The 21806-nt window shown below is 56.1% G+C and carries 9 protein-coding genes; 2 read left to right on the top strand and 7 right to left on the bottom strand.

Annotated features, from left to right (window positions below):
• Positions 1 to 14: 14 nt before the first annotated feature.
• Positions 15 to 3476 carry a pyruvate carboxylase gene (gene pyc / locus PYL13_RS00915; protein ID WP_275643384.1) on the bottom strand — a complete coding sequence of 1154 codons (3462 nt, stop codon included), beginning with the start codon at positions 3474 to 3476 and terminating at the stop codon, positions 15 to 17.
• Between the two features lie 126 nt (positions 3477 to 3602).
• On the bottom strand, positions 3603 to 4340 hold the full coding sequence (locus PYL13_RS00910) for a helix-turn-helix transcriptional regulator (RefSeq protein WP_275643383.1): 738 nt from the start codon (positions 4338 to 4340) through the stop codon (positions 3603 to 3605).
• Positions 4341 to 4664: 324 nt separating this feature from the next.
• On the opposite strand from PYL13_RS00910, the gene PYL13_RS00905 reads away from it, so the two are divergent.
• Positions 4665 to 6425: a glucan ABC transporter ATP-binding protein/ permease gene (locus tag PYL13_RS00905; protein WP_275643382.1), complete on the top strand. Its 1761-nt coding sequence runs from the start codon at positions 4665 to 4667 to the stop codon at positions 6423 to 6425.
• A 249-nt stretch (positions 6426 to 6674) separates the two neighbouring features.
• On the opposite strand, the gene PYL13_RS00900 is transcribed toward PYL13_RS00905, so the two are convergent.
• On the bottom strand, positions 6675 to 15158 hold the full coding sequence (locus tag PYL13_RS00900) for a GH36-type glycosyl hydrolase domain-containing protein (protein WP_275643381.1): 8484 nt from the start codon (positions 15156 to 15158) through the stop codon (positions 6675 to 6677).
• 620 nt (positions 15159 to 15778) lie between these two features.
• Between PYL13_RS00900 and PYL13_RS00895 the strand changes: the two genes are divergently transcribed.
• The gene (locus tag PYL13_RS00895) at positions 15779 to 16957 is read left to right on the top strand and encodes a M20 aminoacylase family protein (protein WP_275643380.1); all 1179 of its coding nucleotides are present in this window, start codon (positions 15779 to 15781) and stop codon (positions 16955 to 16957) included.
• Between the two features lie 79 nt (positions 16958 to 17036).
• Here PYL13_RS00895 and PYL13_RS00890 read toward each other — a convergent pair whose 3' ends face one another.
• From PYL13_RS00890 to PYL13_RS00875, 4 genes are all read right to left on the bottom strand, one after another.
• Complete coding sequence (locus PYL13_RS00890; protein ID WP_250984215.1) at positions 17037 to 17180, bottom strand: hypothetical protein; 144 nt, start codon at positions 17178 to 17180, stop codon at positions 17037 to 17039.
• Positions 17181 to 17407: 227 nt separating this feature from the next.
• Complete coding sequence (locus PYL13_RS00885; RefSeq protein WP_275643379.1) at positions 17408 to 18382, bottom strand: threonine ammonia-lyase; 975 nt, start codon at positions 18380 to 18382, stop codon at positions 17408 to 17410.
• 165 nt (positions 18383 to 18547) lie between these two features.
• On the bottom strand, positions 18548 to 19981 hold the full coding sequence (locus tag PYL13_RS00880; protein ID WP_192490503.1) for an aldehyde dehydrogenase family protein: 1434 nt from the start codon (positions 19979 to 19981) through the stop codon (positions 18548 to 18550).
• A 38-nt stretch (positions 19982 to 20019) separates the two neighbouring features.
• Complete coding sequence (locus PYL13_RS00875; RefSeq protein ID WP_275643378.1) at positions 20020 to 21804, bottom strand: IlvD/Edd family dehydratase; 1785 nt, start codon at positions 21802 to 21804, stop codon at positions 20020 to 20022.
• Positions 21805 to 21806: the final 2 nt, after the last annotated feature.

Genomic DNA, 21806 nt, shown 5'->3' with positions numbered 1-21806 from the left:
GAGTGGCAATTCTGTTACTCGCCGTAGATGACCAGCAGGTCCTTGGCGTCGATCTGATCGCCTGCGCGCACCAGAACTTCAGCGATTGTGCCGTCCTTTTCTGCGTGCAGTGCTGTTTCCATCTTCATGGCTTCGATCGACAGCAATACATCACCTGCCTTGATCGTCTGGCCTTGGTTGACGAAGACGCGAGAGATGACGCCTGGCATTGGTGCGCCGAGATGTGCGCCATTGGCTGGCTCAGCCTTGCGACGAACAGCAGAGCCGGATGCGCCATGGGCACGATCTGGCACCTTGATGCGGCGTGGCTGACCGTTGATTTCGAAGAACACGGTGACCATGCCCTTGTCGTCGGTGCCGCTCATCGCCTGATTGACGATGACCAGTGTCTTGCCGCGTTCGATATCGGCAAACAGTTCCTCGCCATCTGCCATGCCGTAGAAATAGGCGTGGGTGGGAAGAACTGACACAGGCCCATATTGCTCGGATGCCAAAGCAAAGTCCGTAAACACCTTCGGATACATCAGATAGGATGCGAATTCGAAGTCATTGACGGTACGACCGATCTTCGCGTCGATGGTTTTGCGTTCTGCATCCAGATCAGCATCTTCCAGCAGTGAACCGGGACGTACTGTGTAGGGCTTGTCGCCCTTCAGAGCCTTCTTCTGCAGGCCTTCCGGCCAGCCGGCTGGTGATTGTCCGAGATCGCCCTTCAGCATGGAGACAACAGATTCAGGGAACGCGATATCCTTGTCAGGGTTTTCGACATCCGCAACCGTTAGATCCTGGCTGACCATCATCAAGGCCATATCACCAACAACCTTGGACGAAGGCGTTACCTTGACGATGTCACCGAACATGCGGTTGGCGTCAGCATAAGCCTGCGCCACTTCGTGCCAACGGCTTTCAAGGCCAAGCGAACGGGCCTGTTCCTTGAGGTTTGTGAACTGTCCACCGGGCATTTCATGCAAGTAAACTTCTGAAGCTGGTCCCTTAAGGTCGCTTTCAAAGGCTGCGTACTGCCCGCGTACCGCTTCCCAATAGAAGGAAATACGTCTGATCCATTCCGGATCAAGGCCAGTATCACGCTCGGTGCCGGAGAGGGCTTCGACAATCGAGCCCAGGCAAGGCTGGGATGTATTGCCGGAAAGCGCATCCATGGCTGCATCCACCGCGTCCACGCCTGCATCGACGGCGGCAAGAACGGTCGCAGCCGAAATGCCTGACGTGTCATGGGTGTGGAAGTGAATTGGCAGGGATGTCGCTTCACGCAGCGCGGTAAACAGAACCTTTGCGGCTGCTGGCTTCAGCAGGCCGGCCATGTCCTTGACGGCGATAATATGGGCGCCAGCCTTTTCGAGTTCGCCTGCAAGGTTGGTATAATATTTCAGGTCATATTTCGGGCGCGCCGAATTCAGAATATCGCCCGTGTAGCAGATGGTTGCTTCACACAGCTTGTTTTCTTCGGCTATGGCATCCATCGAGACGCGCATGTTCTCAACCCAGTTGAGGCAGTCGAACACACGGAACAGGTCTACGCCACCCTTGGCAGCCTGACGCACGAAATATTTGACGACATTGTCCGGGTAATTCTTGTAACCAACGCCATTGGCACCGCGCAGCAGCATTTGAAGCAAGAGGTTCGGTGCGCCCTCACGGATCAGCGACAGGCGTTCCCAAGGATCTTCCGTCAGGAAGCGCATCGATACGTCAAATGTCGCGCCGCCCCAGCATTCCAGAGACAGCAGTTGCGGCAGTGCCTTGGCGTAAACATTGGCAACGCTGGCAATGTCATGGGTGCGCACACGGGTGGCCAGCAGCGACTGGTGGCCATCGCGCATGGTGGTGTCAGTGACGAGAACGCGCTTTTCATTGCGCATCCACTCGGCAAAACCTTTCGGCCCTAGCTTGTCCAGCAGTTGCTTCGTGCCGTCGGGAATGGCCTTGTCGATGTAAGGTACAATCGGCTTGGCAGCTTTGTCCGATGGTGTGGCGCGACCCTTGGTTTCCGGGTGGCCGTTGACGGTCACATCAGCCAGATAGGTCAACAGTTTGGTGGCACGGTCCTGCCGTTTGACCTGTTGGAACAGCTCTGGTGTCGAGTCGATGAAACGTGTCGTGTAGGTGTTGTTGCGGAACTTTTCATGGCCGATGATGGCTTCAAGGAAGGTCAGGTTGGTTGCAACGCCGCGAATACGGAACTCGCGCAGCGCGCGGTCCATGCGGCTGATGGCTTCCTGTGGTGTTCCGCCTGATGCTGTTACCTTGACCAGCAGCGGGTCGTAATAACGGGTGATGATAGCGCCGGTGTAAGCCGTGCCGCCATCCAGACGAATGCCGAAGCCGGCTGCCGAACGATAGGCGGTGATACGGCCGTAGTCAGGAATGAAGTTGTGTTCCGGATCTTCGGTGGTGATACGGCACTGCAGTGCGTGACCATTGAGACGAATGTCAGCCTGCTTTGGTACGCCGGATTCGGGCGTGCCGATCGCTTCACCTTCGAGAATATGAATCTGCGCCTTGACGATATCGATACCGGTCACAACTTCGGTAACCGTGTGTTCCACCTGAATGCGCGGGTTAACTTCGATGAAGTAGAATTTTCCGGTGTCGGAATCCATCAGGTACTCGACGGTGCCCGCGCCGATGTAATTGGTGGCAGCGGCAATTTTCAGCGAGTAATTGGCCAGTTCCTGACGTTGTTCTTCCGAAAGGTAAGGGGCAGGCGCGCGTTCGACGACCTTTTGGTTACGGCGCTGAATGGAACAATCACGCTCAAATAGATGCACGACATTGCCGTGCGTATCGCCAAGCACCTGGCTTTCAACGTGGCGTGCACGCTCGACCAGCTTCTCCAGATAAACTTCATCCTTGCCAAAGGCAGCCTTGGCTTCGCGCTTGGCTTCCATAACCTCACGCGCCAGATCTTCCTTTTTGCGGATGGCGCGCATGCCGCGTCCGCCCCCGCCCCAAGAGGCTTTCAGCATTACCGGATAACCGATCTGTTCGGCCATACGCTCGACCTCGGCCATGTCTTCAGGCAGCGGGTCGGTTGCCGGTACGACGGGTACGCCAACAGAAATTGCCAGATTACGGGCTGCTACCTTGTTGCCAAGCTGGCGCATCGTGTCGGCGGTAGGACCGATAAAAATGATACCTGCAACGTTACAGGCCTCTACAAACTCTGGACTTTCGGACAGGAGGCCATAGCCTGGATGGATGGCATCGGCGCCGGAAAGTTTGGCAACGCGAATAATTTCCTCAATCGACAGGTAGCTTTCGATTGGTCCCATGTCCTTGGCCAGATGGGGGCCGCGACCAACCTGATAGCTTTCATCCGCCTTGAACCTGTGCAGCGAAAGTTTGTCTTCCTCAGCCCAGATCGCCACCGTTTTTATTCCCAGCTCGTTGGCTGCACGGAATACACGGATCGCTATCTCGGATCGGTTCGCTACAAGAATTTTCGATATCTTCAAGACGGTCTCCCAAAATCGTCGCGGATGCATATATGTTGCAGCGCGAAATTAAGCAGCAAAACCCTGTCTTGGGAAGGGCTATTCAGCGCCAAAGCGTTCGCTCGACAGAAGACCAATCGGTTGAGATCAGGAAATAAGTCCGTAGCGGAATGCCAGAGCGATGGCATGTTGGCGATTGCGGGCATGGAGCTTCCGCTGAATGCCGTTGATATACCAGTCGACCGTATGGCTGGAGATTGACAGCTCTTTGCCCATTTCTGGGGACGTCATGCCCTTTGACAGCAAAATCAGAATATCCATCTCTCTCTGGGTGAGACGAATTTCCGGTGGCAGCGGCATGTCCAGCTTTGCAGCATCGTCCTGTGAGAGTTCCAGAAGGCGCCAGAAGGTGGCGCGGGCAGCGGCATCAAAAAGTGCCAATTCCGAAGGCGCCATGTCGCCCGGTTCGCCTGCAATCCAGACGCTGCCCAACAAGCCGCCACGGCCGTGGATCGGGAAGACATATCCGTCTGTCATGCCGTAACGGGCACTATCTTGAAACAATCTGGCAATACGCTTGCGATATGCGGTTGGCTTGAACGGGCCAACGCTATTCTGCCATCTGAACGGACGATGGGAAGAGGCCAGCATTTTGCGTGTCGGATCGATCAGCGGGTATTTGCGGCTGTGATAATAATCGCGCCAGCCCTCCGGCAATTTTTCGCCGAGAGGAGTGCCAAGATCGTCCACATCGTCCTGCGAACGCTTGAAAAATATGAAAAACTTGAAGTTATACTGTTCCAGAAGGCGTCCGAAACCAGTCAGAAGTTCTTCTCTCGTGTCGGCTTCCGAGCAGATGAAAAGAAACTCATTTATATGACGCATGACGATGCACGTCCCGAAATTGGCATAAATCCTACATAACTATGGACCCGAACCGTTTTTTGGTGACGTCATGTTACGCAGGTTAGACCGCGGTCAGGTTTCACCCCATTTGGTTATCAATACCTAAAACACAACGGCTAAATCTTGCCATGCTCTCCAGGAAATACAAACCATTGAACCATCAAATGCTATGAGTTGTGCGGTTTATTTGATAGTTCAGCACAGGGACTTTTTTTGAACTTCGCGTGCGATTTGCGCGTGCACCCGAAGGCGAAAAATGAATACCGGAGTTTGAAGCCGGCTTCATGAGGATTGGATACGAAATTGACACTGTTTCAGGTTTACGCAAGAGCCCTTCGTTATCTCGCAGAAAACCGTTTGCGCGTCGGGATCGTTGTGATCGCCAACGTCATCCTGGCGGCAATCAGCATTGCCGAGCCTATTCTGTTCGGTCGCATTATTGATGCGATTTCGAGCGGCAGTGATGCAACCGGCATCCTGATGATCTGGGCGGCCTTTGGTGTTTTCAACACCATTGCCTATGTGCTTGTGGCGCGTGAGGCCGATCGGCTGGCGCATGGACGGCGCGCTACCCTGCTGACAGAAGCCTTCGGGCGCATCATTTCCATGCCGCTTTCCTGGCATCAGCAACGTGGTACTTCCAATGCGCTGCATACGCTCCTGCGCGCCAGTGAAACCCTGTTTGGCCTGTGGCTGGAATTCATGCGCACGCACCTGGCAACGGCCGTTGCCCTTCTGCTGCTTATCCCGACAGCCATTTCCATGGATCTGCGTCTTAGCTTCGTGCTGATTGCGCTGGGTGTGGTTTACTGGATCATCGGCAGAATGGTCATGCAGCGGACGAAGAATGGTCAGGCTGCTGTGGAAAAACACTACCACACGGTTTTTTCGCATGTCAGCGATTCGATCAGCAACGTCTCCGTGCTGCACAGCTATAACCGGATTGAAGCAGAGACAAAGGCACTGAAGGGCTTTACCGAGCGCCTGTTGAGCGCACAGTATCCTGTTCTAGACTGGTGGGCGCTGGCTAGTGCGTTGAACCGCACGGCATCCACCGTATCGATGATGATCATCCTGATTATCGGCACACTTCTGGTTCGCAGCGGCGAACTGCGCGTTGGCGATGTCATTGCCTTTATCGGTTTTGCCAACCTGCTGATTGGTCGTCTTGATCAAATGCGTGCCTTTGCGACACAGATTTTCGAAGCCCGCTCCAAGCTCGAAGACTTCTTCACGCTGGAGGACAGCGTAAAGGACCGTGAAGAACCACTGGATGCCAAGGATCTTGGCCATGCGGCAGGCACGGTGGAATTCCGCGATGTGTCCTTTGATTTTGTCAATACCACGCAGGGCGTTCGCAACGTCTCCTTCATTGCGCAAGCGGGGCAGACAATTGCCATTGTCGGGCCAACCGGTGCCGGTAAAACCACGCTCATCAACCTGTTGCAGCGTGTATATGATCCCGGTCAGGGCAAAATCCTCATCGATAATATCGACATCTCGACGGTGACGCGCAAATCCTTGCGCAACAACATTGCCACTGTTTTCCAGGATGCCGGTCTTCTCAACCGCAGTATCCGTGACAATATTGGTCTTGGCCGCATGGATGCAACGGATGCCGAGATTGCTGAAGCGGCGACAGCGGCTGCGGCGACCGATTTTATCGTTGGTCGTTCGGAGGGATATGACACCCATGTTGGTGAGCGCGGTAACCGTCTGTCGGGTGGTGAACGCCAACGTGTTGCGATCGCACGTGCCATCTTGAAGAATGCGCCTATTCTGGTTCTTGACGAGGCGACCAGTGCGCTAGACGTTGAAACAGAAGCGCGCGTCAAGGCGGCGGTCGATACGCTGCGCAAGAACCGCACCACCTTCATTATTGCCCACCGTCTTTCGACCGTGCGGGACGCTGACCTCGTGCTGTTCCTAGATCACGGACGCATCATTGAAATGGGTACGTTTGATGAGCTGAGTGCCCGTGACGGCCGCTTTGCATCGCTTCTGCGCACCAGTGGCATCTTGTCGGAAGAGGGCAATCGCCAAACGGCTCCTGCCTTGACCTGATGGGTTGAACCTCAGTCATCTGTCGATTGTCATTAATCTGAAAACCTCCGTTTGCGAACGGAGGTTTTTTTGTGCCGTCCATCGTAGGCTGTCTGGTCGGCCAGAACCTCCGTATTGCTGGCTGGTATTGAGCGCCCCTCATTTGAAATACGCAGACTGCAGACAAAAAAGAACCGCCACCCTTGCAGGTGGCGGTTATCGTCTGAGGTTCGTCCTCATCCCGAACCGGTGTCGGTTCGGGGAAGAGACTTAGCCGAGCTTGATTGTACGCTTTGCGGCGTCCAGTGGCTTGCCATCCACCGAGACAGTCACAGTATCGCCGGAGCGCTTAACCGTGATTTTGCGGACCTTGCCATCGACGTTGATGTCGGCAGAGAAGCCATCCCATTCCTGCGGAATAGCAGGATTGATGTGAAGCTCGCCATTTTCACGTTTCAGGCCAAGAATGCTCTCGACGGCTGCGCGGTAGAGCCAACCGGCAGAGCCAGTGTACCAGCTCCAGCCACCACGACCGGCAAGAGCGCCTTCGCCGTACACGTCAGCTGCTACGACATAAGGCTCAACGCGATAGTGTTCCGCCGAGGTGGCATCGGTCGCATGGTTGACCGGATTCAGCAGCGAGAAGCATTTCCATGCATCCTGCGTGCGACCAAGTTTGGCCAGCGCCATCACAACCCAGGTGGCTGCGTGGGTATACTGGCCACCATTCTCACGCACACCGGCCGGATAGGCCTTGATATAACCGGGATCCTGATCGGTTTTGGAAAGCGGTGGTGTGAACAGGCGAATGATGCCTTTTTCACTATCCACCAGCTGCTCAAGCACGGCATTCATGGCTTGCTGCGAACGGGCATCTTCACCTTCACCGGACAGAACACTCCAGCTCTGTCCAAGAGAATCGATACGGCATTCGTCGCTTTCAGAGGAGCCGAGTGGCGTACCGTCGTCGTAATATCCACGACGGTAGTAGCTACCGTCCCAACCGGCTGTTTCGAGTGCTGAACGCAGTCGATCGCGATGGGTTTTCCACGCTTTGGCGCGTTTATGGTCGCCGCGCTGTTCGGCAACACCGATGAAGTCACGCAACGTACCGGCCAGGAACCAGCCAAGCCACACGCTGGTGCCGCGTCCGCTGGTGCCAACACGGTTCATGCCATCGTTCCAGTCGCCGCCCAAAATGAGTGGCAGACCGTTTTCGCCGGTGCGGGCAATTGCCAGATCAAGCGCCAGCGCCGCGTGTTCATAGAGGCTTACCGTTTCGCTCGAAACTTCAGGCTCAAAGAATGCGTCGTGCTGACCCGGCAGAAGCTGCTGGCCTTTCAAGAACGGGATCTGTTCCTCAAGGATAGCGGTGTCGCCCGTTGCCGCCAGATACTGATTGATGGCGAAGCCAAGCCAGACAACGTCGTCCGAGATCAGTGTCCGTACACCCGCGCCGCTGTTTGGCAGCCACCAGTGTTGAACGTCGCCTTCCGCGAACTGGCGGCCAGCTGCACGAATGATCTGGCCTCTGGCCAGTTCCGGCTGCTGGATGAGGAAGGCAAGTGTATCCTGCAGCTGGTCACGGAAACCAAATGCGCCGCTCGACTGGTAAAAGGCGGTGCGTGCCATCAGACGGCAAGACAGGGCCTGATAGGGCAGCCAGCGATTGACCATGTGGTTAAACGCCTTGTCTGGCGTTTCAACCTGCAGGCGGCCGGTAAAGTCATTCCAGAAATCGCGGTTTGCTTTGACGGTTGCGTCAAAATCCGTCGCGCGAATATCCTTGACCAGTGCCTTGGCAGCGTCAGCACTGTCGGCGTCGCCAAGATAGAACAGGACACTCTTTTCTTCGCCCGGCGCCAGTGTCAGATCCTGGCTCAGTGCTGCGCACGGATCACCGTCCTGCTCGATGCTGCCGGACAGGCTTGCACCTGTTGCCGCACTCTTTGGTTTGACAACACTGCCATGGCGACCGATGAACTCGCGTCTGCTGGTCGAGTAGCCGGCTTTGCTGCTGTCTGACGCAAAGACGGCGAAGTTGCCGCTATAGTCAATGCTGTAGGCATTGGTTGCCAGCAGTGCACCGGTTTCTTCGTCATGCGAACTGAGGATGAACGGTGCGGTTTTCTGGCGATTATTGCCAAGCACCCATTCAACATAACCATAGGTCCGCAGGCGGCGGGTTTCGCAGCTGGTGTTCTTGATGGTCAAGCGTGACAGCTTGACCGGATGATTGCGGTCTACCGTCTGCGTCAGGCCAAGCGCCAGACCATTGTCTTCAACCGTGAAGCTTGAAACGCCAAAGCCGTGGCGGGCTTCAAAGACAAGCTCCGGATTGCGTGACAGCGTGGCGAGCGGGCTGTGCAGTTTGCCACTGTCCAGATCAGTCACATAAAATGCTTCGCCAGGACGGTTGCTGACCGGATCATTCGACCATGGTGTCAGCTGATAGTCGCGCGAATTGCGGCTCCAGCTAAATCCTGCGCCTTCCGCTGAAATGTGGAAACCGAAGTTTTCATTGGAGATCACATTGATCCACGGCTGCGGCGTCGACTGACCGCCGCGCAGACGCACGATGTATTCGTCACCAACCTTGTTGAAGCCGCCAAAGCCGTTCCAGAAATCCAGATCGCCCGCGTTGTCCACGGCTTGGGCTGCCGGGAACTGCTCGGCGGGCAGTGGAACAATACTGTCGCTGCCATCTGGTGTGCGGTGCGCTGCAAATAGCGACACTGCACGGTTGACCTGATCGACAATCTTGCCATTGCGGGCGTGCAGGACAACGCGTGACGCAGCCAGCAAGGCTGCCCATGTTTCCTCATCCGTCAAATCCTTGCGGACGGAGAAGACATGCGGTTTGCCGCCATCTGCCGGGTTGATACGGCGCTGTCCTTCGGAAATGACATCCAGCGCGTGCTGCATGTCCTGCGCGTAAGAGGTGGCGCGTTCATTAACGATTACCAGATCGAACAGTACACCGCGCGAACGTAGATATTCATGGGCACTGAGCGCCTCACGCGCAATTTCCATGTCCATGTCGTCATTGATGCGCAGGCTGAAGATCGGATAATCGCCCGAAATGGACAATGGCCAGAGCTTGCGTTGTGATGCGAGCGTGTTTTGGACAGTCGCCGCATCGATGCGCATGTGCATGTCCGGATAGACCAGATAACGGCCGAGATGCTGGAAAGCGGCAGCCTGCTGCGAGGTAACGCCAACGTGGCGCATCTGCACCTGGGTTCTTGTCCAGGCATGAACAAGCTCGTGGGCAAACGCATCCGGGTGACGGTAGCGGTCAATCGCCTTATCGACTTCTTCGCGGCTTGGTCCAGCAATCGTCCAGAAGATGATGCTGACTTTCTTGCCGGCCGGAACGCGGACAACACGGCGCAGAGACAGGATTGGATCGAGCGTAACGCCGTCCGAACCTGAAAGGCTTGCGCCGGAATCAAAGGCTGCTGCTTCCGCAAGCGTGCGGCCGCGGCCGATGAAGCGTCTGCGATCGGTTTCGAATTCTGTCGGACGCGATGTACCGGTGGTGTCGGCTGTCAGGTGCGCGATAACGGTGCCCGGTTCATTCGGGGTGCGTTTATTTCGCCATGCCCGAATGACGTCGCCACGACGGCCGATTTCGGTTTGCAGGAACATGCGTGAGAAGACAGGGTGTGCGTTGTCATCGTCTTCTGCACCAATGACCGGCTCCATATAGGACGTCACTTCGATGTAACGGTCTTCCGAACCAACGTTCAGCAATGTTACACGACGCCCTTCGGCATCATGCTCGGTGGCGACAATGCATTCGACGGTGCTGGTCAGGTCGCCTGTGGTCTTATGGAACTCGGCCTTGTCATCGCTGAACACGACCTTTGTCTTTTCTCCCTCGGCTACTCTTGGTTCCGTGGTTGCGCTCCACCATTCACCTGTCGTCGTGTCGCGTAGGAAGATGAAGGTGCCCCAACGGTCTTCGGTCGGATCTGCTTTCCAGCGGGATATGCCAAGGCCGTTCCAGCGGGAGTAACCCGAACCGGTGGCGGTTAGCATGGTCGAATAGTGACCGTTAGACAGGAACACGACTTCGCGGTCCTTGATGGCCGGGTCTGTCACGGTGCGCACTTCCGAGCGCAACAGATCTGCCTGTTCCTTGCCGGGTGTTTCCGGCTCGTATTTGGCGCTCATGACCGGTATTTCGCGCGGTGCCTTTTCCTGCAACAGCAGTTCCGCGGCTTCGATAACCGGATCGGAATGGAAAAGTTCACGCAGACGGCCGTCGAACACCACGTTGGCAATGGCTGCAATCGACATGCCGTGGTGGTGGGCATAGTAGTTGTAAACCACGGCGCATGTCTTGCCATCCGGCACGCGGGTTGGCGTGAAGTCCACGGCGTCGTGGAAACCATATTGGCCAAGTGCGCCGAGTTTACGCAGCTTCTCGAGGTTTTCGAGGGCTGCTTCCGGATTGTACTGGCTGGCGAGGATCGACGCATAAGGTGCGATCACTGCGTTCTGGCCAAGGCCACGTTTGAGACCGAGGCTCGGCACACCAAAGTTAGTGTACTGGTAGTTCATCTGGTGGTCGCGGGCGTTAAAGGCCGCTTCAGAAATGCCCCACGGCGTGCCGAGGCGACGACCGTGGTTCATCTGTTCAACAACCACAAGATTGTTGGTCTGGTTGAGAATACCACCCTGACGCTCCTGCATGACCAGTGGCGGCATCAGATATTCGAACATGGAGCCGGACCATGATACCAGCGCACCCTGCGCACCAACCGGCACGACCTGGCGGCCAAGACGATACCAGTGTTCGGTTGGCAGATCGCCCTTGGCAATGGCGAAAAGGCTGGTCAGACGGCACTCGGATGCCAGAAGGTCGTAGCAGGCTTCGTCCAATTCCTTGCTATCTGCGCGGTAACCAATTGAAAGTAGACGACGATCCTTGCGATAAAGGAAGGTAAAGTCCATCGAGAAGGCGAGGGAGCGCGCGCGGTCACGCAGAGCGGCGAGTCGCTGACGCACCGGTTCAATATTGGTCAGGTCGAAAGCGCTGTCAGAGATATGTGCTTCACAGACATTGACCAGAAGTGCCGCCCAATGGGTGACTTCGGCGCTCTGTGTGGAATCGACCTCGTGATCAAGGTTGAAAGCGAGTTTCTGGATGTCACGTGCCAGCACAGCAAGATTGATGACGCGGATCGATGCAAACTCGTGTTCGCGCTTGACCGATGCTAAGGCATTGGCAAAGCCGGTGATGCGCTCTTCGAGACGACGGTGCAGCGGTCGCAGGTTCTTGCGATCGTCCGGCAGGGACTTGAGGCATTCCTGAAGAATACCGGCGACGTCGCCAATACCATTGAGGTTGCCCTGAAGGTGAGCGGATGGCGCTTCACACCATTCACGGCACGCAGACGACACCGCAATCAAATGACCCGCAAGGTTACCGCTGTCCACCGCCGAAATATAGTGCGGGCCAAGAGGCGCCAGCGTATCGGTGTGGTACCAGTTGAGCAGGTGGCCGCGGTATTTCTCCATGCTCTCGACGGTGGTGATGGTTTTTTCCATCCGGTCGATGGTGTCTGCAAAGCTGATCCAACCGAAATGGCGGGCCGAAATCACCGACAGCAGATAAACGCCGATATTGGTCGGAGACGTTCTCTCGGCAACAAGCGGCTGCGGTGTTTCCTGGAAGTTGTCCGGCGGCAGGTGGTTCTGCTCGGGCGTGACAAACTCTTCGTAATAACGCCATGTCCGACGCGCGATCTTGCGCAATTCGTCAGAGACGTGATCGGCCACAAACAGACGGTCTTCGGTTTCAGCCGACTGGCTGACATACCAGGCGACGACTGGAGACAATACCCACAGCACAGCAAATGGAATCCCGACCAGGAAGGCATTGTCGCCTGGAAGTGCCGCAAACAGCAGACCCAAAAGCGCGATAACCGGTGCATGCCACATGGTGCGGTAATAGTCGGTAATACTGCCCTGCGCGCTGGATTGCACGCTTGCCGCCGTTTTCCATTCCAGCATCAGCTTGTGGCTGACAAACAGGCGGTAAAGCGAGCGACCAATCGCGTCGGTCATCATGCAGGCAGAATCAGCAATAAACACGATACGCAGAGCAACCTGCGCATTTGTGGCGCGAATTTCAGACCAAAGCGTGTGGAAATGCGCGCGTGGAATGATGTCGGTGCTTGGCGGAACAATGCCCGAAAGAATGGACAGGGTCGGAGCCACAAACAGCGAGAAGATCAGCAGGATCTGCCAGATCAGCGCGCCGAGCGGGTCCATGAAGTACCAGCCGAGAACAGATGCGAAGAACCATGCGATCGGCGTCAGCGAGCGACGGAGGTTGTCGATCATCTTCCAGCGGCCAATGGCTGTCACACCACGCTTGGCTTCCAGAATGTAAGGCAGCAGCTGCCAGTCGCCACGTGCCCAGCGATGCTGGCGTGATACTTCCACTTCGTAACGGGTCGGGAAATCTTCGACCAGCTCAACGTCGGTGATCAGGGCGCAGCGCGCAAACGAACCTTCGAGAAGGTCGTGGCTGAGAACGGCGTTTTCATCCACCTGACCCTTAAGGGCGGTTTCAAACGCGTCAATGTCGTAAAGGCCCTTGCCGGTAAAGGTGCCTTCGGCGGTCAAGTCCTGATAGACGTCCGACACGGTAAAGACGTAAGGGTCGATACCTCGGTTGATCGAATAGACGCGCTGGAACACCGAAGCGTCTTTGCCCGTGGTCAGGGATGGCGTTACACGCGGCTGCAGAAGGCCGTAACCGTAGATGACACGTCCGGTTTCTGGATCGTGAACCGGGCGGTTGATCGGGTGGTGCATCTTGCCGACAAGCTTGGTAACTGCTTCACGCATCAGGCGTGTGTCGGCATCAAGCGTCATAACGTAACGGACATCGAGCGGTACATTTTCGAGACCTGCGATAAAGCTGGTGTCCTTGTCGCCGCGCAGAAGCAGATTCAGTTCGTGCAGTTTGCCGCGCTTGCGCTCCCAGCCCATCCACACGCCTTCGGACGGATTGTAGAGACGACGGCGGTGGAAAATGTGGAAACGCTGGCCGTCACTGTATGGGTAACGCGTATTGAGACGCGCTATTTCCTTGCGGGCATAATCCAGAACTTCCTGGTCGCCGGCCATTTCCTCGGTCTTGGCGTCACGCCAGTCGCTGATCAGCGCAAAGGAAATCGCGCCATGCGGATTGGCGAGGTAATGGACCTCGAGGTTACGCACGAGTTCATCGACGCTATCGCGGTTGGTAATCAGACAGGGAACCGCAACAAGCGTGCGGGCATCCTGCGGGATGCCTTCCTTGAACTCGTATCCGACAAGCCGGAACGGCTTGACGAACAGCGTGACCAAGGTGTTGAACAGGCCCGTTGCACCTTCGGATGCAGGCAGAGAAAACATCAGCAGGAAGGCAAGAATGACGTACCATTCCATGCCGGCGCGACCCAGCAGCCAACCGGCTACGGTCATGGCAAGCACTGTCAGCAGAACAACTGGAACCGCAACTGCCATCCAATGGAATTTGCGCACCGAACGAACGACATGCTGGGCAATCAGCGGGCGATAGCCAATCGCTTCCTCCAACTCCTTGCGGCGGCGTCCGACCAGGAATGTGCCGACGTTAGGAACATGCGGATGGTGTTCATTGGCCTGTTCTGCTGCGGTGACCATGTCGACCGCCAGCTGTGCCACTTCCACTTCTGTCTTACCGGAACGGCGCGCCAGCAGCTCGATCGTGTTGCGGTAGGTGTTGCGCGAACCGAAATCCAGAACGCTGTAATCGGTGTGCTCACGCAGCACCTTGTCGATATGGCTGACCTCTTCAAACCATACAGACCATTCGGTATCGTCGATTTCACGCAGGCTCTTGACGATGTTGCCCATCGTCACGTTGCCAGAGGCGAGGCGGTTATGCTCCGCCATCATCACTTCTTCGGCGTCTGTACCGGCGCTGATCAGGCGCTCTTCCAGCCAGGAGACGGCGAAACCTGAGCTCTGCGAACCGTTGCGTAGGCGATACAGGAACTGCGTCGCGAAGGTGCGATCTTCAGCGAAATTGTCGATGCGTTTGAGAACCTCGACGGATGCTTCCGGGTCATTCAGGCGAATGATCTCGTCGGCAACCTCATTGGCCTTCTGGCGCATACGACGCGAGCGGTCGACGCGAAACGCGATGCGGCGCAGGTTTTCGATAAGCACAAAACGCAGGATGGACGGAAGCGCCCAAAGCTCGCCGATCTGCAGGGTATTTGTGGTCTGGTAACCTTCAATCAGTGCCGTCAGGCTTTCACGGGAAACCGTGCTGTGCGTGTGGGCAACATAAAGCCATGCCAGCGCCATGACGCGCGGGATAGTGACATCACCGATCTGCATGGTTGGAAGCTGGCGATAGAAGCGTCGCGGGAAATCGCGCCGAACTTCCTGAATGGCTTCCTCGATGACGTAGTGATTGTCCAGCAACCATTCGGCCGCCGGCGTGATCGTTGCGCCATTTTCTACATCGGCCGCTGTTGCGCGATAGACGCGTAAAATCTCCTTTTCATTCTCCCGGTGGCGGGCGAAGAAATCGAAGCTCATGAACCCAGGGAGGTCACTTGCACCGTCCCGCGACAGAGAGGCGCCATATGCATTCAGCTCCTCCATAGCAAGATAGTCAGAGCGGATCGAATCGTTGTGATCGATCTGCTTGCTCTCGGCTTCACGGGCGGCGGCTTTCGGCGTGATATGGAAGGACATCGGCTCGTAATTCTGTGTGATGAAAGATTTAATTGTTTACCCGCTTCGCAACATCAAAAAGGACTTTCGGCGTTGCGGGCAGGCCAGTCTATAGTCTGAACGAAAATATGGATTTTTTGTTCAGACAGTCATTAATTCACTACAACTCTGCTTTCCCATGATAGTGGCATTTTTGGGTCGCAGTGTCGGAAATCGTTGAATATCAGTCGTTTGAGGCAAGCGCATTCTTCAGGACAAACTGCCCCAGCAATCGCGTGCGATCTGGCGAACTCCCCCCAAGCCAACATGGTTTTCCGGTTTTACCTTCGTGATCATCATTTCACTCGTAAGAACGTTTAACCGCCTGTAGCAAAAGACCAAACCGGACCATTTACAGTTCCATGCCACCTGTTGCGTTTGGATGCAAGAGTTGAATCATTTCAATGGCCTTGGCCCCTTTGCGCGACAAAACGTAGTCGGGGCCGCAAAGTCATTTTTGCCCCGCTGCTTTGGTGAAATTCACGGACCATGTGGAGGCCTTACAAGCCTGTCCGGATGCTGCTAAAGCTTCATCTTTCAGTGTGTCGGATCTCGATTGTCCAAGCACATGTTCGTATGACTGAATAAACCGGAAGCTGATCATGACGCGCCAATTCTCCGTTTCACAAAAATTTGCAAACCACATGCCCGACGTGGTTGCCACGCGACAGCATTTGCACCGGTTTCCTGAAATCGGGCTTTCGGAATTCAAGACCTCGGATTTTGTCGCGGAACAGCTGGTGGCTCTGGGCTATGAGGTAACGCGCGGTCTGGCCGGTACAGGTGTTGTCGCCACTCTTCGCAATGGCAGTTCCACGCGTTCTGTCGGTATCCGGGCGGATATTGACGCGCTGCCGATTCATGAGGAAACCGGTGCCGCGTATAAGAGCGAGCATCCCGGCGTGATGCATGCCTGCGGACACGATGGTCATACGGCAATGTTGCTGGGCGCGGCCAAGATCATTGCCGAGCGCCGCAATTTCGACGGCGTCGTGCACCTGATTTTCCAGCCCGCCGAGGAAAATTTCGGTGGGGCCCGCATTATGATTGAGGACGGCCTGTTCGAAAAATTCCCCTGTGATGCGGTATTTGGCCTGCACAATGATCCCGGCCAGCCTTTTGGCAAGTTTATCCTCCGTGACGGACCGCTGCTGGCGGCCGTCGATGAATGCACCATCACCGTAAAGGGTTATGGAGGGCATGGAGCCGAGCCCCAGGATGCTTCAGATCCGATCGTGGCGGGTGCAAGCATCATCATGGCGTTACAGACCATCGTGTCGCGCAACATTCACCCGCAGCTGTCGGCCGTCGTGACGGTTGGGGCGTTCCATGCCGGTGTTGCAAGTAACGTCATTCCCGAGACATCGCAGATGTCGCTGACCATTCGTTCCTTCGATCCCGGAGTGCGTGATGAGCTGGAAAAGCGCATTCGTCAGATCGCGGAAGGACAGGCCGCAAGCTACGGCATGAGTGTCGATATCGACTATCAGCGTGGTTATAACGCCACAATCAATCACAAGGTTGAAACGGATTATATCTTTGATCTTGCTCGACATTTTGCCGGAGATGACAATGTAGCCGAGATGCAGCGCCCCTCGATGGGGGCTGAAGATTTTGCCTATATGCTGGAAAAGCGGCCCGGTGCATATTTCTTCCTGGGCAGTGCGCGCACGGAAAACGATCCGCCGCTTCACCATCCCAAATATGACTTCAATGATGACATTCTGCCGATCGGCACGGCGTTCTGGGCAGAACTGGTCGAGGATTACCTCAAGGCGTGAAAGCGATCTCCCGGACAATAAAAAGGCCAGTTTAACAACCGGCCTTTTCTTAAAATATGGGAGGATTTTTAAAAAAATATTAGGCAAACAGTCCGCAGACCACAGCTGCGACAAACAGGAAGCTTGCGCCGACAAGTGCACTGTTCAGCGTGCTGCTCCACGTGCTCCGGGGTGTAGACGATGTCGAAAAAGTTTTGACTTTCTCTGCCTTCATATAGGTCATCGCGGTTTCCTCCATTGCGGCTTTGCCGACTGTTAACAAAGATTAATCTTATCTCTACCAATTGTGTAGAGATAAATTTTCAACCATGCGGCCCCTTCGGAAAAATACTGATGTTTTTGGCCTCGATCGAGCAAAGCCTGTCCTCATCTCCGTCTAAAGAACGCCGCTTGGCCCAGTCGGTTCCGTCGCTGGCTCATTTGGCATAAAGTTTAAGGCTGCCCGATCCATCAGGCGTACCGGGAGAGTGCGCCGCGCATGACGTCCGGCTCGACATTGCCGCCTGACGCGACAACAATAACTTCGTCACCAGAAAGTGCATCGCCGCGAAAAAGTGCGGCGGCAAGTGCTACGGAACCACCGGGCTCCAGCACGATTTTGAGACGTGTGAATGCCAAGACCATGGCTTGCAAAGCTTCTTCTTCAGTAACCACGATTCCCTCACCACACAGGGCTTTCATGATTGGAAAAGTGATGTTGCCCGGTTGCGGTGTGATGATGGCGTCGCACGGTGACCCGGCCAATCTGGCATTTCTTTCGATCTTACCGCTTTTCAGAGAGCGGGTTGTGTCATCGAAGTCTTCGGGTTCGCAGGGGCGGGCGGTCAGGCCCGGTGCCTTGGCCTCCAATGCAAGTGCGATGCCGGAGGTCAGTCCACCGCCACCGCAAGGGATCAGGACGTCAGCTTTTTGAATGCCCAGTTCTGCCGCCTGTTCTGCGATTTCTAGACCAACGGTACCTTGGCCCGCAATGACCTGAGGTTCATCGAAGGGTTTGATCAACGTCAGTTGGCGCTCGCTGGCCAGACGGGCGCCAAGCGCATCACGATCATCCTTGGCACGGTCAAAAAGCACCACCTCTGCGCCAAATGCCTTGGTGTTATCTATTTTGATCTTCGGAGCATCTTCCGGCATGATGATGACGGAGGGTACACCATGCAGCGCTGCGGCATGAGCAACGCCCTGCGCGTGATTACCAGAGGAAAAGGCAATAACGCCGCGACTTCGAACATCTGGATCCAATGCTGAAACGGCGGACCATCCTCCGCGGAATTTGAAAGAGCCGGTTCGCTGCAAGCACTCAGCTTTCACAAGGATTTTTCGCCCGGCAATCTCATCCAGAAAGTGAGAGGACAGCAATGGTGTGCGGCGCGCCTGATCGCCAATACGCTGACGTGCGGCTTCAATCATTGCAATACTGGTCATGCGGGATATCCTTTCAGGCGGGGATGGGGCACGGGGTAGGTCGGCAAAACCATAAGACGGTTTTGCGGCCAGTCAAACCGCAAAAGGATGACGCGTTTCAGGTGGCCAAACGAAAATCCCCGGCGCTTGGCCGGGGATCGTCTTGTCTCATAATTCGTTGGCGGATCAGGCCAGAGTGTAAGCTGTCTTCACAGTGGTGAAGAATTCTGAAGCGTACTTGCCCTGTTCGCGAGGACCAAAGGACGATGCCTTGCGTCCACCAAACGGAACGTGGAAGTCCACGCCTGCGGTTGGCAGGTTGACCATGACCATACCAGCTTCAGCATTGCGCTTGAAGTGGGTGGCGTGCTTCAGGCTGGTGGTGGCGATACCGGATGCCAAACCAAACGGCGTGTCGTTGGCAACAGCCAGCGCTTCGTCGTAGTTCTTGACGCGGATAACAGCAGCAACCGGTCCGAAGATTTCTTCCTGCGAAATACGCATGTCGTTGGTCGCTTCGGTAAACAGAGCAGGCTGCAGGAAGAAGCCGGGGGTGTCGCGCTTGAGCACTTCGCCACCGAAGGCCAGCTTCGCGCCTTCCTTCTTGCCGATTTCAATGTAATCGGTGTCCTGCTTGAGCTGCTTTTCATCAACAACCGGACCAACATGGGTGTCCTTGTCGAGCGCGTTGCCAACGTTGATCTTGGCAAGACGTTCGGTCAGGGCGGCCACGAACTTGTCGTGGATGCCTTCGGTCACGATGATGCGCGAAGATGCCGTGCAACGTTGTCCGGTGGAGTAGAAGCCGGAGTTTGCAGCAGCTTCAACGGCAACGCCGAGATCAGCGTCGTCGAGAACGACGAACGGGTTCTTGCCACCCATTTCAAGCTGGAATTTACGGTTGAACGGCAGTGAAGACGCTGCAACGCGCTGGCCAGTGCCTGTCGAACCGGTGAAGGTGATGCCGGCAAGGTCCTTGCTGTCAAGCATGGCCTGACCAACGACCGAGCCACGGCCCATAACGAGGTTCAGAACGCCCTTTGGCAGGCCTGCGCGGTGCAGGATGTCAACGATGGCCCATGCGCAACCTGGAACCAGATCGGCAGGCTTGAAGACGATGGTGTTGCCGTAGCACAGTGCAGGTGCGATCTTCCACGCTGGAATAGCGATCGGGAAGTTCCATGGCGTGATGATGCCAATAACGCCGAGCGGTTCGCGGGTGATTTCAACACCGATGTTTGGACGGGCAGACGGCAGAACCTCACCGGCCAGACGCAGTGCTTCGCCAGCAAAGAAATCAAAGATCTGCGCAGCGCGGATGGTTTCGCCGATACCTTCAGCCAGAACCTTGCCTTCTTCACGGGCCAGAAGCGCGCCGAGTTCTTCCTTGCGAGCAAGGATTTCGTCCGCAGTCTTCTTCAGAATGCTGTGACGCTCCAGAATGCCGGAACGCGACCATGCAGGGAATGCTGCCTTGGCGGCTGCGATAGCAGACTGGGCATCTTCAGAAGAAGCCTGCGCGTAAAGGCCAACAACTTCGTTGGTGTCAGATGGATTGATGTTCTGCGAACTGTTGGTTCCAGTCCACTCACCGGCAATAAGATTTTGATAGATGGTCATTTAAAAACATGCTCCCTGTTCATGCTCGGACCTTGCGGTCAATGATTGTGCCGCGGCATTTTCTCGGCGATCCGGCGAAAATCTGCTGCACCTTCCAAAATTGCACCATCCGAAAGCTGGGTAACCGACTTTCGATAGATGCGCTGCCACGGCGTGGCATCTGCCGGAACCGGAGGGATACCATCAGCCTTGCGGCGGGCAATCTCCTCGTCCGGGACGAGCATATTGCATTCTCCGACGTTAAAGTCGATGCGGATAATGTCTCCGGAACGCAACCAGGCCAATCCGCCACCTGCCGCACTTTCAGGTGATGCATTGAGAATGGAAGGGCTGTCGGCCGTGCCGGACTGGCGTCCGTCGCCAATGGTCGGCAGGCTGGTAATACCACGCTTCAACAGTGCATCCGGTGGCTGCATGTTGACCACTTCGGCAGAGCCCGGCCAACCGAGCGGACCAGCGCCACGAATAACCAGGATCGTACGCTCATCGATATCCAGCGAAGGATCGTTGATGCGGGCGTGATAATCCTCAGAGCCGTCGAATACCACGCATTTGCCCTGGAACACACCTTCATTACCCGGTTCGCTCAGATAACGTTGGCGGAACTCGTCGGAGATAACGCTGGTTTTCATGATGGCGAAATTGAACAGATTGCCCTTCAGAACAAGGAAACCTGCACGCTCTTTTAACGGCGCATCATAGGGCAGAATAACGTCACGGTCGGTGGCTTCGCGGCCTGACAGGTTTTCCGCCATCGTCTTGCCGGTAACGGTGCGACAGCTGCCATCCAGTTTTCCGGCTTGCAGCAGTTCCCACATGATCGCCGGCGTGCCGCCTGCGCGGTGGTATTTTTCACCCAGCCATTTGCCGGCCGGCTGTACGTTGGCCAGCAGTGGAATGTCGTAACCGTGAACCTGCCAGTCCTCTTCCTTCAACTCGACACCGGCATGCTGCGCCATGGCAGCAAGGTGCGGCTGGGCATTGGTGGAACCACCAATGGCGGAGTTGACGCGAACGGCATTGAGGAAGGATTCGCGGGTCAGGATGTCCGATGGCTTGATGTCTTCGATGACCAGTTCCACGGCGCGTCTGCCGGTACGGTAAGCCATCTGGCCCCGCTCGCGGTAGGCGGCAGGAATGGCTCCGCAGCCGGTTAGCGACATGCCGAGCGCTTCAGCCATGGCGTTCATGGTCGATGCTGTACCCATGGTGTTGCAGTGGCCGACCGATGGTGCCGATTCGAGTGCTGCCTCGAGGAATTCTTCGCGGGTGATTTCACCTGCACCGTATTTGCGGCGCATACGCCAGATCACCGTGCCGGAGCCAACCAGATCACCGTCGTGATATCCGTCAAGCATTGGGCCGCCGGATAGAACAATGGCCGGAATGTCGACCGTGCTGGCTGCCATCAGCGCAGATGGCGTAGTCTTGTCGCAGCCGGTGGTCAGAACGACGCCATCGAGCGGGTAACCGTAGAGAATTTCGACCAGACCAAGATAGGCAAGGTTGCGGTCGAGGGCTGCTGTCGGGCGTTTGCAGTTCTCGAAGATCGGATGGGTGGGGAATTCGATCGGAATACCACCGGCATCACGAATGCCGTCGCGCACGCGCTTGACCAACTCAACATGGACCCGGTTGCATGGGGTCAGGTCGCTGCCGCTCTGGGCAATGCCGATGACGGGCTTGCCGGAACGAAGTTCTTCCGGCGTCACGCCGTAGTTCATGAAGCGCTCGAGATAGAGCGCTGCCATGTCGATGTGATCGGGGTTGTCAAACCAGTCCTGCGAACGCAAGCGGCGTTTTCCGGTAATCTCTTGGGCCATGG

It is taken from the genome of Agrobacterium sp. Azo12 (genome assembly GCF_029193765.2).
GTDB lineage: Bacteria > Pseudomonadota > Alphaproteobacteria > Rhizobiales > Rhizobiaceae > Agrobacterium.
This window is presented reverse-complemented; position numbering and strand designations above follow the sequence as displayed.

Coding starts and splice junctions, on each gene's coding strand:
- PYL13_RS00890 (WP_250984215.1), bottom strand. CDS start 17,180: ATGACCTATATGAAGGCAGAGAAAGTCAAAACTTTTTCGACATCGTCT.
- PYL13_RS00875 (WP_275643378.1), bottom strand. CDS start 21,804: ATGGCCCAAGAGATTACCGGAAAACGCCGCTTGCGTTCGCAGGACTGG.
- PYL13_RS00900 (WP_275643381.1), bottom strand. CDS start 15,158: ATGTCCTTCCATATCACGCCGAAAGCCGCCGCCCGTGAAGCCGAGAGC.
- PYL13_RS00910 (WP_275643383.1), bottom strand. CDS start 4,340: ATGCGTCATATAAATGAGTTTCTTTTCATCTGCTCGGAAGCCGACACG.
- PYL13_RS00885 (WP_275643379.1), bottom strand. CDS start 18,382: ATGACCAGTATTGCAATGATTGAAGCCGCACGTCAGCGTATTGGCGAT.
- PYL13_RS00880 (WP_192490503.1), bottom strand. CDS start 19,981: ATGACCATCTATCAAAATCTTATTGCCGGTGAGTGGACTGGAACCAAC.
- PYL13_RS00895 (WP_275643380.1), top strand. CDS start 15,779: ATGACGCGCCAATTCTCCGTTTCACAAAAATTTGCAAACCACATGCCC.